At 64.7% G+C, this 13520-nt stretch carries 14 protein-coding genes; 3 read left to right on the top strand and 11 right to left on the bottom strand.

Translation table 11 applies throughout. The features are described from left to right. Positions 1-4 precede the first annotated feature (4 nt). The 4 genes from cyoD to cyoA are packed head-to-tail and all read right to left on the bottom strand — an operon-like array spanning position 5 to position 4265. Complete coding sequence (gene cyoD / locus ABT375_RS18135; protein WP_224549976.1) at positions 5-391, bottom strand: cytochrome o ubiquinol oxidase subunit IV; 387 nt, start codon at positions 389-391, stop codon at positions 5-7. Next, a complete protein-coding gene (cyoC, locus tag ABT375_RS18140) occupies positions 388-1032 on the bottom strand; it encodes a cytochrome o ubiquinol oxidase subunit III (protein WP_224549977.1) in 645 nt (214 codons plus the stop codon). The genes cyoD and cyoC overlap by 4 nt, the downstream gene beginning before the upstream one ends. Before the next feature lie 6 nt (positions 1033-1038). After that, on the bottom strand, positions 1039-3057 hold the full coding sequence (gene cyoB / locus ABT375_RS18145; RefSeq protein WP_261935255.1) for a cytochrome o ubiquinol oxidase subunit I: 2019 nt from the start codon (positions 3055-3057) through the stop codon (positions 1039-1041). A gap of 56 nt (positions 3058-3113) precedes the next feature. Further along, positions 3114-4265: a ubiquinol oxidase subunit II gene (gene cyoA / locus ABT375_RS18150; protein ID WP_416463558.1), complete on the bottom strand. Its 1152-nt coding sequence runs from the start codon at positions 4263-4265 to the stop codon at positions 3114-3116. Between the two features lie 163 nt (positions 4266-4428). On the opposite strand from cyoA, the gene ABT375_RS18155 reads away from it, so the two are divergent. Then, on the top strand, positions 4429-5763 hold the full coding sequence (locus ABT375_RS18155; RefSeq protein WP_224549980.1) for an MFS transporter: 1335 nt from the start codon (positions 4429-4431) through the stop codon (positions 5761-5763). Here ABT375_RS18155 and ABT375_RS18160 read toward each other — a convergent pair. Beyond that, positions 5760-6587, bottom strand: a complete 828-nt coding sequence (locus ABT375_RS18160) for a glycosyltransferase family A protein (RefSeq protein ID WP_416464941.1) — start codon at positions 6585-6587, stop codon at positions 5760-5762. The two genes, ABT375_RS18155 and ABT375_RS18160, sit on opposite strands and share 4 nt — an antisense overlap. A gap of 51 nt (positions 6588-6638) precedes the next feature. Further along, a complete protein-coding gene (locus tag ABT375_RS18165; RefSeq protein ID WP_416464942.1) occupies positions 6639-7910 on the bottom strand; it encodes an ammonium transporter in 1272 nt (423 codons plus the stop codon). 499 nt (positions 7911-8409) lie between these two features. Between ABT375_RS18165 and ABT375_RS18170 the strand changes: the two genes are divergently transcribed. Further along, on the top strand, positions 8410-8748 hold the full coding sequence (locus tag ABT375_RS18170; RefSeq protein ID WP_416463559.1) for a hypothetical protein: 339 nt from the start codon (positions 8410-8412) through the stop codon (positions 8746-8748). Positions 8749-8884: 136 nt separating this feature from the next. On the opposite strand, the gene ABT375_RS18175 is transcribed toward ABT375_RS18170, so the two are convergent. From ABT375_RS18175 to ABT375_RS18185, 3 genes are all read right to left on the bottom strand, one after another. After that, the gene (locus ABT375_RS18175; protein WP_416463560.1) at positions 8885-9172 is read right to left on the bottom strand and encodes a hypothetical protein; all 288 of its coding nucleotides are present in this window, start codon (positions 9170-9172) and stop codon (positions 8885-8887) included. A gap of 110 nt (positions 9173-9282) precedes the next feature. Further along, positions 9283-10020, bottom strand: a complete 738-nt coding sequence (locus tag ABT375_RS18180; protein WP_416463561.1) for a GIN domain-containing protein — start codon at positions 10018-10020, stop codon at positions 9283-9285. Continuing rightward, positions 9972-10736: a head GIN domain-containing protein gene (locus ABT375_RS18185; protein WP_416463562.1), complete on the bottom strand. Its 765-nt coding sequence runs from the start codon at positions 10734-10736 to the stop codon at positions 9972-9974. Before ABT375_RS18185 ends, ABT375_RS18180 begins: the two co-directional genes overlap by 49 nt. A 120-nt stretch (positions 10737-10856) precedes the next feature. Here ABT375_RS18185 and ABT375_RS18190 point away from each other — a divergent pair, with 120 nt between their 5' ends. Beyond that, a complete protein-coding gene (locus ABT375_RS18190; RefSeq protein WP_416463563.1) occupies positions 10857-12446 on the top strand; it encodes a M28 family metallopeptidase in 1590 nt (529 codons plus the stop codon). Between the two features lie 91 nt (positions 12447-12537). On the opposite strand, the gene ABT375_RS18195 is transcribed toward ABT375_RS18190, so the two are convergent. Continuing rightward, positions 12538-12921 (bottom strand): VOC family protein, encoded by a 384-nt coding sequence (locus tag ABT375_RS18195; protein ID WP_416464943.1) that lies wholly within the window; start codon positions 12919-12921, stop codon positions 12538-12540. Between the two features lie 55 nt (positions 12922-12976). After that, the gene (locus ABT375_RS18200) at positions 12977-13360 is read right to left on the bottom strand and encodes a hypothetical protein (RefSeq protein ID WP_416463564.1); all 384 of its coding nucleotides are present in this window, start codon (positions 13358-13360) and stop codon (positions 12977-12979) included. Positions 13361-13520: the final 160 nt, after the last annotated feature.

The following is a 13520-nucleotide window of genomic DNA, read 5'->3' on the forward strand; positions in this document are numbered from 1 at the left end:
GCTTTCACGGCATCTGGCTCATGTCATGCTGCGACATGGGCATCATATTATGATTGAGATGATACATGACCCACATCGACCCGGACAGGGTGATGACGACCAGCACCAGCGTGAAGATCAGCGCCATCATCGACCAGCCGCCTTCGGAACGGGTGTTCATGTGCAGGAAGTAGATCATGTGGACCACGATCTGCACGACGGCGAAGGCCATGATGATGATTGCGGTTGTCTGCGGATTGGCGAAGACGCCGGCCATGACCAGCCAGAAGGGGATGGCCGTCAGGATCACCGACAGGCCGAAGCCGATCATGTAGCTGCCCATGCTGCCATGCGCGCCCGCATGGGCGTCGGGGTGGTCATGGCCGGGTTTGGGGTGGGCGGCATCGCTCATCGCAGCATTCCCATCAGATAGACAAAGGTGAAGACGCCGATCCAGATGACGTCGAGGAAGTGCCAGAACATGCTGAGGCACATCAGGCGGCGCTGGTTGGCGGGTATCAGGCCCTTTTTCGCGACCTGCACCATCAGCGTCACCAGCCAGATGCAGCCGAAGGTGACGTGCAGCCCGTGGGTGCCGACCAGCGTGAAGAAGGCCGACAGGAAGCCCGACCGCATCGGCGTCGCGCCCTCATGGATGAGGTGCGCGAATTCGTACATTTCGATGCTGAGGAAGGCGAGGCCGAACAGGCCGGTGACGGCCAGCCAGCCCTGCGTCGCGCCGACCCGGTTCTTCTCCATCGCCAGCATGGCGAAGCCATAGGTGATGGAGGAGAAGAGCAGCATGGCCGTGTTCACCGCCACCAGCGGCAGATCGAACAGATCCTTCGGCCCCGGTCCCGCCGCATAGTTGCCGCCCAGCACCGCATAGGTGGCGAACAGGCAGGCGAAGATGAGGCAATCGCTCATCAGGTACATCCAGAAGCCCAGCATGGTGCTGGACCCTTCGGGATGATGCGGCTCATGGTCCAGATGGAAGAGCGGGTTGCCGTCCTTGTCGAGGAAGGCGGGGTCGATCGGAGATGCGCTTGCCATGATGGATTAACCCTGGGTCGCGAGCAGCGCGGTGCGCTCGCCCTCGGTACGCTCGACCACATCCTTGGGGATGTAGAAGTCGCGCTTATAGTTGAAGGTATGGCCGATCGCGACAGCGAGGATGCCGGCGAAGCTGAGGCCCGCGAGCCACCAGATGTACCAGATCATGCCGACCGAGAAGGCGACGGACAGTCCGGCGATGATGATGCCGGTGCCGGTGTTGGACGGCATATGGATCGCTTCGTACCCCGACAGCGGCCGCTGATAGCCGCGCTTCTTCATGTCGGCCCAGGCGTCATTGTCATGGATGACGGGCGTGAAGGCGAAATTATAGTCTGGCGGGGGCGAACTGGTCGCCCATTCAAGCGTGCGGCCGTTCCACGGATCGCCCGTCGTGTCGCGCAGCTTCTCGCGGTTGATGATGCTGACCGCGAACTGGACGAACATGCAGGCGATGCCGGCGGCGATCATCAGCGCGCCGAAGGCGGCGATCTGGAACCAGATCTGGAGGCTTGGATCGTCGAACACGCGCATCCGGCGGGTCACGCCCATCAGGCCGAGGATATAGAGCGGCATGAAGGCGAACCAGAAGCCCACGACCCACAGCCAGAAGCTGCGCTTGCCCCATTTGGTGTCCAGCGTGAAGCCGAACGCCTTGGGCCACCAGTAATTGATCGCTGCGAACAGGCCGAACAGCACGCCGCCGATGATCACATTATGGAAATGCGCGATTAGGAACAGCGAGTTGTGCAGCACGAAGTCGGCGGGCGGCACGGCGAGCAGCACGCCGGTCATCCCGCCGACGGTGAAGGTCAGCATGAAGGCGACGGTCCACATCATCGGCAGGTCGAACCGGATGCGGCCGCGATACATGGTGAACAGCCAGTTGAAGAGCTTCGCGCCGGTCGGGATGGAAATGACCATCGTCGTGATGCCGAAGAAGCTGTTGACGCTGGCGCCCGATCCCATGGTGAAGAAGTGGTGCAGCCACACGAGATAGGACAGGATCGCGATGACGACCGTCGCATAGACCATCGAGCTGTAGCCGAAGAGGCGCTTGTTCGAGAAGGTCGCGGTGACTTCGCTGAACACGCCGAACAGCGGCAGGATGAGGATATAGACTTCCGGGTGACCCCAGATCCAGATCAGGTTCACATACATCATGGGGTTGCCGCCCATGTCGTTGGTGAAGAAGGCGGTGCCGATATAGCGGTCGAGCGACAGCAGTGCGAGAACGGCGGTCAGCACCGGGAAGGCGGCCACGATCAGCACGTTGGCGCACAGCGAGGTCCAGGTGAAGACCGGCAGCTTCATCATGTTCATGCCCGGCGCGCGCATCTTCACGATGGTCGCGATCAGGTTGACGCCCGACAGCAGCGTGCCGATGCCCGCAATCTGCAAGCCCCAGATATAATAGTCGACGCCCACGCCCGGCGAATAGGCGATGCCCGACAGCGGCGGATAGGCCAGCCAGCCGGTGCGCGCAAATTCGCCCACGAACAGCGACATCATGACGATGACGGCACCCGCCGTCGTCATCCAGAAACTGAAATTGTTGAGGAAGGGGAAGCTGACGTCGCGCGCGCCGATCTGGAGCGGGACGATATAGTTCATGATCCCGGTGATCATCGGCATCGCGACGAAAAAGATCATGATGACGCCATGCGCCGTGAAAATCTGGTCGTAATGATGGGCGTTCAAATAGCCTTCCGACCCGTTGAACGCCATCGCCTGCTGCAGGCGCATCATCACCGCGTCGGCAAAGCCGCGCACGAACATGATGAGGCCCAGGATCATGTACATGATGCCGATGCGCTTATGGTCGACGGTGGTGAACCAGTCGCGCCACAACATGCCCCATAATTTATACTTGGTGATGCCCGCGACGACGACGAGGCCGCCGAGCATGACCATGATGAAGGTGCCGACGACGATCGGCTCGTGCAGGGGGAGCGAACTCCAGTCGAGCCGACCGAATATCAGCTTCCAGATGCCGCTATTTTCAGAGGCGGGGGAGGGGGACATGGCGTCTAGCCTTCAGGCGAGAGAGAAAAGAAAGAACGGGGGCAGGGCATGGGCGATCACATGCCTTCATGACCGGCATGGCCACCGCCATGCCCATCGCCGTCCTGCTGGCCGGGGGCCTGATGGCCCTGCGCGGCCGGGGTGCGGTCCGCCGCCGGGGTCATGCCCGCGGGCTGGGCGATCTCGCCCTTCTTGCCCGGCTCGACCGGATGATAGCCGCCCACGTCGATCGTGCCGTCATGGCGCAGCCCTTCGACGTCATGCGCCGATTCCTTGCCCGCGCCGCCGTGCATGTCGGTCATCATCACCGCGTCCATGCACTTCTTGCCCGGCTGCACGCACATGTTGAGCGCGGCGTGGAACAGTTTGGGCTCAACGCCGCCGAAATACATAGGCGGCACCTTTTCGCTGGGCTGTTCCAGCTTGATGTAGGTCGCCCGGTCCAGGGTCGCGCCGCTGGCCTTCACCTTGGCGACCCACTGGTCGAAACCGGCCTCATCCATCGCGTGGAAGCGGAAACGCATGTTGGAGAAGCCGGCGCCCGAATAATTGGCGGAGAAACCCTCATAATTACCCGGCTTGTTGGCGACCGCGTGCAGCACCGTCTGCATCCCCGGCATGGCGTAGATCTGGCCGGCGAGTGCGGGCACGAAGAAGCTGTTCATGATGCTGGACGAGGTGATCTTGAATTCGATCGGCCGGTCGACCGGCGCGGCCAGTTCGTTCACCGTCGCGATGCCCAGCTCGGGATAGATGAACACCCATTTCCAGTCCATCGCCACCACTTCGACCTGCAACCGCTTGGCGGCCGGATCGACCTTACGCGCCTGATCGACGCGTTCGATCGGCCGATAGGGGTCGAGCAGATGGGTGCTGCTCCACGTCACCGCGCCCAGCGCGATGATGATCAGCAGCGGCGCCGACCAGATCAGCAGCTCCAGGCTGGTCGAATGATCCCAGTCGGGATCATAATCCTCCGCCTTCGCTTGCTCCCGATATTTCCAGGCGAACCAGATCGTCATCGCCATCACCGGAATGATGATCAGCAGCATCAGCGCGGTGGAAATGAGGATCAGGTCGCGTTGCTGCATTGCAACGTCGCCGGCGGGGGACAGGACCACCCAGTTGCATCCGCCCAGCGGCAGCAGCAGGAGTGGCGCGATTCGGCGCAGAAATGCGCGCTTGGTGGCGGAATGACGGGCTATCATGCGGCCCGCATTATCAGGATGGCCGGCGCGCGACATTGGACCTTTTGTCCTATCCCTGTGCATCTGCAAAATAGGGCATGGGTGAATTTATCACCGGGATGATTCGTCGTGCAACGAAGTGCGGCACGGATCGTTCCCGCAGCATGAAGGTCCGTTTTACCCCATGACTTCCGCGACGACCACGCCCAATTCGACCCAGGCGGAACGCGACGTGCGCCAGCTTCATGCGCATGGGCACAAGAAGATCGCGCCCGGCGAGATCGCGATCGGCGTCATCATCGGTCGCACGTCGGAATTTTTCGACTTCTTCGTTTATGCGATCGCCTCCTGCATCGTCTTCCCGGCGCATATCTTCCCCTATATGTCGCCGCTGATGGGGACGCTCTGGTCCTTCGCCATCTTCGCGCTCGCCTTCATCACACGTCCGATCGGGTCATTCATCTTCATGGCGGTCGATCGCGCCTATGGCCGCGGCGTGAAACTCACCATTGCGCTGTTCCTGCTGGGCGGATCGACGGCGGCCATCGCCTTCCTTCCGGGCTATGACACGATCGGCCATGGTGCCGCCTTCCTGCTGGCGCTGTTCCGCGCCGGGCAGGGCGTGGCGCTGGGTGGCACCTGGGACGGCCTCGCCTCCTTGCTCTCGCTCAACGCGCCGCAGAACAAGCGCGGCTGGTATGCGATGATGCCGCAACTCGGCGCGCCGCTGGCGCTGATGGTGGCGGCCGGCCTGTTCGCCTTCTTCCTCAACACCCTCTCGACCGCCGATTTCCTCGACTGGGGCTGGCGCTATCCCTTCTTCGTCGCCTTCGCGATCAACGTGGTGGCGCTGTTCGCCCGCCTGCGCATCGTGGTGACGCACGAGTTCGAGCGGCTGTTCGAAACGCGCGAGCTACAGCCTTCGCCGGTCGTCGAAACCGTCCGCAGCGAAGGGCGCAACATCGTGATCGGCGCTTTCGCGCCGATGGCCAGCTTCGCGCTGTTCCACATGGTCACCGTGTTCCCGCTGTCCTGGATCGCGCTCTACACCGACCAGCCGCTGGAACGCTTCCTGATGATCGAGGTGATCGGCGCGTTCGTCGGCGTGCTGGCGATCATCGTGTCGGGCTTCGTCGCCGACATGGTGGGCCGCCGCACTTTGATCGGCTGGTCGGCCGTGGGCATCGCCATCTTCGCGGTCGCGGCGCCCCTGCTGCTGAACGGCGGCGATCTGGGCGAAGTCGCCTTCATGGTGCTGGGCTTCATCCTGCTGGGGCTGAGCTTCGGCCAGTCGTCGGGCATCGTGGCGTCGAACTTCCGCACCGCGTCCCGCTATACCGGGTCGGCGCTGACGTCGGACCTCGCCTGGCTGGTGGGCGCAGGCTTCGCGCCGCTGGTCGCGCTGTTCGTGTCGGCCGAGTTCGGCCTGGCCGCATCGGGCATCTATCTGCTGTCGGGTGCGGTGGTGACGGGTGTCGCCCTGTTTGTGAACAAGGAACTGGCCGGCCGCGATCGTTAAACCGCGTCGCGCATTCTCTTAAGCGCCTTCCGGTCGAACCAAGATGTGAGGCCGGGGCGCGGGCGGAAGCGGGGCAGCCATTCGGAATAAAGGCTCGCAAGACGCGCGGGGAGGCCGGCCGGCCCCTCGCGCGTCATGATGTCCGACACGATCCGGTTCTGGTAGAAACGCACCGAATAGTTGACCAGCCGCTTATAATGCATCCGCCAGGTCTGGGGTCGGGCCAGGCTGACCTGCTCGCACAGAAAGCCCGCATCGTCGCAGGGCACGACCCCCGCCAGATCCCAGGCGATATCCTTTTGCAGTCCGGTATGCGCCCAGGATGCGACCAGCCCGTCGTCGCCGATCAGGTCGTCGGGCAGGCGCAGCCCGCGGGCGCGGATAGCCCGCACGAAACTCCCAGACAGTGCATAGAGATCGCCGAACAGCCCGCCTTCGCTGTGCAGCGTGCCGCGATAGGTTGCCGCCATCCGCCCGTTCATCGGCATCCCCGACGCGGCATTGGCGCGGGGATGGGCGGCCAGATCGGCGACCAGCGCATCGATCGAGCCCGCCACGATCTGCGCGTCGCCATCCATGAAGACGACCGCCGCTTCCGTCCCGGTCAGCAGATCATGCACCATATGGTTCCAGGTCCGCGACTTGCCGCCCGCCTGGATGTCATGGACGATGACATTGGCCCGGCCGGCCGCCGCTGCCTTTGCTCGCGCCACGGTGGAGTCGGAGGTGCCGTTGACCAGCACATGGAAGAGCGTATCCGCCCGGTCGAGCGGCAGGGACGCCAGGCAGGCGCCGATCCGCCGTTCTTCCTGATGGGCGAAGATGGCGACGGCGACGGAAGAGGGGGCGACGGAAGAGGGGGGGGCGTCATCGCCTTAACGAAAGTCCCAGCCCTGCTGGCCGTGCTGGCTGGCGTCGAGACCGTCGGCCTCTTCCTGCGCGCCGACCCGCATGGGGATGACGACCGACACGACCAGCGCAGCGATCGCGCTGCCGACCATCGCCCACAGCGCCACGACGATCAGGCCGATGGCCTGGGCCGTCAACGCCCCGCCAACCGAGATATTCGCGTCGAAGCCGACCCCGCCCATCAGCGGCAGGACGAACAGCGGCAGCAGCAGCACGCCGGTCAGTCCGCCCAGCCCATGGATGGCGAAGACGCCTGCACCGTCATCGACCCGGCCGGAGAGGATGCCTGCGCCGGTGCGTGCGACGCAGGCGGCGATGACGCCGATCAGCATCGCGCCGCCGGTGCCCACCAGCGCGGCGCTGGCCGCTATGGCGGCGATGCCGGCCAGTGCGCCGGACAGTATGCCCGTCGCGCTGGTGCGGGCGCTCAGCATCCGGTCGAGCAGCCCCCAGGTCAGCGCCGCGGCGCAGGCGGCGAAGAGGTGATTGAGGATGGCGGTCGCGGCGTCGTCGGTCGCGCCCAGCGCCCAGCCGCCGACCACGCCGGACAGGCCGACCCACAGCAGCCCGCCGCCCGCCAGGCTCAGCAGCGGGGCGTGGCCGGGATCGGACGGTTCGCGCCGCCCGCCCGCGATCAGGGAGAGGGCAAGGGCGGAAAAGCCCGCCACGCCATGCAGCACCAGCCCGCCGGCAAAATCCATGACGCCCATATCGGCCAGCCAGCCGCCGCCCCACACCGCATGGGCGACCGGGGCATAGACGATCAGCAGCCAGAGCGGGGTGAAGGCGACCCACCAGCCGATCCGCGTCCGCTCCGCCACTGCGCCCACCAGCAGGCAGGCGGCGAGCAGCGCAATCGCAAGCTGGAGCAGGACGAAGGCCGATTCGGGCACCGTCAGCCCGTCACGCAACTGGGCGAGATTGGCGAGCAGCAGGTTCGCGCCGCCGCCCAGCCAGGCGCTGCCCGGCGCATAGGCGATGCTGTAGCCCGCAATGCCCCAGGTCAGCGCCGCGACCGCCGCGACAGCCGCGCCCTGCGCCGTCACCGACAGGGCGCTGCGCACATTGACCTGCCCCGCATGGCGCAACATCAGCCCCGGCAACGCGGCCAGCAGCACCAGCAGCGCACACAGGATCATCCAGCCGGTATCGCCGCTGTCGGCCACGGCCACCTGCGCCCAGGCAGGTTGCGGCACCGCGATCGCGGTCAGAAGGGGCAGGGCGAAGGAAAAGCGCATCATCAAAACCCGGCTATGGACAAGTCCGCTGTGTCTAGCGGCGCTCTGGTAAAGTTTTCGATAAGTAAGGTCGATTGGTGACGGGCGATGCAGCGGCAGGACGCGACGGGACACGACGGGCGAAGTTCACACCGTCGTCGGGCAAATTCGGCCAATAGTCACTGTGAGGCTGCCGCGAAGCCCTCGTGACGCCCCTGCGACGCGCCACATGGGCCACACTCAAGCGACACGCGCGCGACACTGGCGCTACGCCCACGCGACTGCGATGCGCCGATCGCGCGACGGCAGGACTGTCGGGGAGGGGCGGCGGATTCATCCAGAAGGATAGACCAGACAAAATCCTACATTGGAAGGCCCTCGTGAATGGGCAGCATACCCGTCTTTCCGCCGATGGATAGCCAAAGCCGATTAACAGGTTCGACTGTGGTAATGGCGCCCCCGCTCCTTTAGAGGGGCGGCGCAGTTCCAAGACGTTCATATAGATGATGGCAGGTAGAAGATGGCCCGCAAACATTCCAAACATGGTCGCTACGAAGACGTGCCTGTCGAGGAGGATGCGCCGGCGCCGGTGATAGACTGCTGGCTGTGCGGGCGGCCGACCGGCAAGACGATCGTCTGGCACCATCCCGTTCCCAAGAGCCGGGGCGGGCGCGATGTCGTTCCCATGCATGGCATCTGCCAGCAGACGCTGATCGCCAATTTCACCAATTCCGAATTGCAGCGCCACGGCACGAATGTCGAGGGCCTGCTGGCCCATCCCAATGTGCGCAAATTCGTCGACTGGGTGGCGAATAAAGACCCTGATTTCACCGCGACCATCGCCAAGAAGCAGCGGTAAGGCAGGGCGAAAAGTTGTTGCTGCGTTCGGAAAGAAGCGGGATGCCGGGGCAGGCCCGGCATGACTGGAGCGGGTATGTCTGGAAGCGACCAGACCCTGTCGTCAAAGGGTTCAGTTGCAGCGCCGATAAGCGGACCTAATCCAATCGCCTCATAAGCCCGTTGGAGAAGTAGCCGACCGTCGTGCCGGTCAGTTCTTCCCTGATCCTTGATGCCAACGCCATACCGTTTTTGTCGAGTTCGGCCACAAGATCATCAGGAAAACCAGCAAAGTGCGCGTCTTCGTATCGCGCCAGCCAAGAAGTTAGTCCGCATGCGAGTTGCTCTGACAACCCAATGGATTTTGGATCGATATAGCCGCCGTTGATGGCGTCGCGAATACCAGTTCCCGACAACATTCCGTCAACTAGAAGCTCGGTCGCCATATCACCTCCGGCGTAAAAAATAAGCTGCATATAGCGATTGGCGCAATGGCAGCTGATTACGGCATGGACACGGGAAGCGGACCGTCCACTCCCCACCCATCCCAATCCCTCTAAAAACTCTCGCCCCCGCATCGCACGCGGCCGGTGCCGCGATTGTCGACGGTGCAGGCGGCCTTGCCGGTGATGGTGACGTCGCCCGATCCCGATGTCGTCACCTTCGCGGTAACGTCGGCGGTCAGGGTGATGCTGCCCGGTCCTTCGTTGGTGACGCTGGCCTGGCGCGCGATCAACGGCTCGGCCGCCAGCGCGCCGGGGCCGTTGACGCGAATATTGGCGACGCCCGCCCGGCCCGCCATCGTCACGCGGCCGCCGCCCGCCAACGCCAGTTCGACTTGGTCCAGATCGACCGTCGCGACAGTGATATCGCCATTGCCGCCCAGGACGATCTGCCCCAGCAAGCCCTTCATCCGGTCGATCGACACCGATCCGCCGCCGGTCAGCACGATCCGCTGCACCATGGCGGTGGACAGGCGCAGCGTGGCCGCGCCACCGCTTTTTTCGCCCGGCCGCGCCCGGTCCATGCCGATGGTGAGCAGCCGGCCGGACACATCGACCTTCAGTCGGTCGAGCGCCCCCTGGTCGCCTTCTGCCCGCGCTGACGCGCCGACGCCGGTGGTCAGGATGACGATGACGGGTGCATCCACGCGGATCGCGTCGAAGCTGGTGATGGTGTAGCCGCGCGTCACGGCGCTGGCGGGCGCGGCGATGGTCAGGCCCGCGACGCCCGCCATGATTGCGCTCAGGGTGCGCAGCGCGCTTCGCCCGGTCCCACGCCGCTCGTCGTGCATTGCGCCTTGCCCTTCACCGTTACGTCGCCCGGACCCATGATGCTGATAGCGACCTTCCCGTCGGAGGCAATGTCGATATCGCCCGCGCCCAGGATCGACAGGTCCGCCGTGCCGACCTTCAGCGCTTCGGCGTCGATGTCGCCCGCGCCGGTGATGGACAGTTTCGCAGCGTCGGCGGCGCCCGCAATCTTCACCGATCCCGCGCCGGTGATATCGACGCTCAGCGTCTTGAGCGCCACCGTGCCGATGCGAAAATCGCCCGCGCCGGTCAGCGACAGGTCCAGCCGCTCGCCCTGCGCCTTGTCCAGGTCGAAATCGCCCGCGCCGGTCAGTGCGGCGGCCGTGATGGCGGGCATGGTCACATGGACCGTCGCCCCCTTGTCGCCATCCTTGCGACCCCAGTTCCAGTCGACCTTCGACTTGCGGCCGATCACCAGCTTGCCGTCCTTGACCCGGATATCGAGGTCGGCGACCGCCCTGGCATCGCCGTCCGCCTTCACCGCAAAGCCGCTGCCGATGGTGACGGCGACATTGTCCGGGCCGGTCGCGTCGATCTCGGTGAAATCCTTGAGCGCCGACCAGTCCTGCGTGCTGCGCGCGCCTGCATCGGCGGCGGGCGACTCGTCGGTGCGAGAGCAGGCGGTGGTGGACAGCGCCATGCCCGTCAGGGCCAGCGCGAGTAACGGCATCTCAAAGCGGGGAAAGGGGCGGGGCATCACAATCTCCTCAACGTGTGTTGTTTGAGCAATACACGGTGTCCGTGGCGGTTCCAAGCCCCTTGTTCGTCGGACCGGTTCAGGCATGATAGATGACTGAAAATATGGAGTGACCCGTCCATGCGCCTTTCCCTGTTCGCTCTTCCCCTGCTTGCTACGATCGCCGCTGCCCCTGTTCATGCGGAGGGGGAGGGCGACGCCGGCGCGCGCTGGTGGGCGCATGTCCAGGCGCTGGCCAATGACGGCATGGAGGGGCGCGGCACCGGCACGCCCGGCTATGATCGCGCGGCCGACTATGTGATCGCCCAGTTCAAGGCATTGGGCCTGAAACCCGCGGGGATCGACGGCTACAAGCAGCCGGTCGCCTTTATCGAGCAGGTGATCCTGGCGGACCAGAGCCGCGCCGCGCTGGCCGGGCCGCAGGGCGAAACGGCGTTGGCGGTGCCGGGCGACCTGATCTTTTCGGGGGGCGGCGGCCCGGTGCCCGAACGCATCGACGCGCCGATGGTGTTCGCCGGCTATGGCCTGCACCTGCCCGAAGCGGGGCATGACGATTTCGCCGGGCTGGACCTCAAGGGCAAGATCGTCGTCGTGCTGTCGGGCGGGCCGTCCACCATCTCCGGCGCGCTCAAGTCCCATGCCCGGTCAGAACGCGCGCATTGGCTGGCAGAGCAGGGGGCGCTTGGCCTCATCACGCTGGTCACCCCCAAGCAGGTGGAGATTCCCTGGGTCCGCCGGGTGGCGCTGGCGGGGGCGCCGGCGCTCTATTACGCCGACGCAACCCTGCGGGAAACACAGACGCCGTTCCTGGGCGCGCAGGTCGATCCCGCCAAATCGGCGCAATTCTTCGCCGGGACGGACAAGGATTTCGCTGCGATCGTCGCCGCGGCCGACGCCTCCGCCGCGGTCGCCAGCTTCCCGCTCGCGCTGCGTTTCAAGGCGCAGGTGGCCGCCAAGCGCCGCGACCTGTCGTCGCCCAACCTGATCGCCGTGCTGCCGGGCAGCGACCCGGAATTGCGGCCGGAACATGTCGTGCTGTCGGCGCATCTGGATGGCTATGGTGTCGGCACGCCGATCAAGGGCGACGCCATCTATAATGGCGCGTTCGACAATGCGTCGGGCGTCGCCAGCCTGCTGGAGATTGCGAGAGCGCTCAAGGCCGGCAAGGTCAAGCCGAAGCGGTCGATCCTGTTCGCGGTCGTCACGGCGGAGGAGAAGGGGCTGCTGGGCGCGCGCTATTTCGCACGGCGACCGACGGTGCCGCAGTCCAGCATCGTCGCCGATCTGAATTTCGACATGGCGCTGCCGATCTTCCCGCTGACCAGCGTGACGCCGATCGGCTATGACCAAAGCTCGCTCGGCCAGGATGCGGCGGCGGTGAGCGCGCAGATGAACCTGCCGATCACCCCCGATCCCTTCCCCGATCGCAACGTCTTCATCCGGTCGGACCAATATGCCTTCATCCGCGAAGGCATTCCCGCGCTCTTCTTCAAATATGGCTTCAAGGCGGGCACGCCGGAAGCCGACACGGAAAAGGCATGGCGGGCGAACCTCTATCATTCGCCGTTCGACGATCTGAACCAGCCGGTCATGCCTGCCGAGAGCGCGAAGCTGAACGCCTATGTGACCGCGGTCGCGCTACGCGTCGCCAATGCCGATGCGCGCCCGGCATGGAATGCGGACAGTTTCTTCAAGCGCTTTGCGAAATAATAAGCATCGCCGTTCGTTTCGAGCGAAGCCGAGAAACGGGAAGCAGGGCTCTATCCGCTTCTCGACACGCGCGAAGCGAACGGAACTTTGGCTATTTCTCAACCTCATAAAGTTCGAGCGGCAGGCCGTCGGGGTCGGCGAAGAAGGTGAAGCGCCGGCCGGTATGGTCGTCGATGCGGATCGGCTCGCATGGCACCCCGGCCGCGTCGAGCCGCGCCACCTCCGCGTCGATGTCCGCGACTATGAAGGCCAGGTGGCGCAGCCCGCAGGCTTCCGGGCGGCTGGGCCGAGGCGGGGGCGCGGGGAAGGAGAAGAGTTCGATCTGCGCATTGCCCGCGTCGAGATCGCATTTCCACGATTGCCGCTCGGCGCGCCAGACTTCGCGGATGACGGGCAGGCCGATTATATCGCGATAAAAGGCGCGCGAGCGGTCATAGTCGGAACAGATGAGGGCGATATGATGGATGCAGCGCATCGGCCGCTCATAGGCGATGGCTGCGTGGCCCGCCAGTTTCGATCGGGGCTGTGGTTCAGGCGACGCGGCGCTGCTCGCCGACATCGAACAGCCAGGCTTCCGCTTCGTCCACCGAGGCGAATATCTCGGCATCGTCGCGCACGCTCAGGATGCGGCGGGTCTGCAACCGGGTCAGATTGTCGTGCCGCACGACCGCCAGCTTTCGCGATTTGAAGCGTGTGTCCAGCACGACGCGGGTGAATGCGGCGACGACCTCCTGCGACTGGATGACGCAGCCTTCGGTGTTGATCAGGATGACATAGTCGCCCGATCCCAGCCCCATCGCCAGCACCGCGGCTTCCTTGTCGGCGTCGAAGCGCTCGACGTCGGCCGGATCGAGAAACCCCGACATTTCGGCAATGACAAGCCGGCGGCTGCGGTCCGATGTGACTTTGATCATGAGGCTTTCCTATGGGTCGCTGGGCAAAAGCCTGCGCCAATAGGGTTTACGAAAAATGATCAGGCTCCGCCGCTTCGACCAAGGTCTAAGCGATCGGCAAAGTCTTCCTGTCGCCATGGACGATGTGCCCTGCTTGATCCCTCGGCGTCCGCCGCCTACA

Origin of the sequence: Sphingomonas sp. VDB2, assembly GCF_047946695.1 — a bacterium.
In the GTDB taxonomy this organism is placed as follows: Bacteria; Pseudomonadota; Alphaproteobacteria; order Sphingomonadales; family Sphingomonadaceae; genus Sphingobium; species Sphingobium bisphenolicum.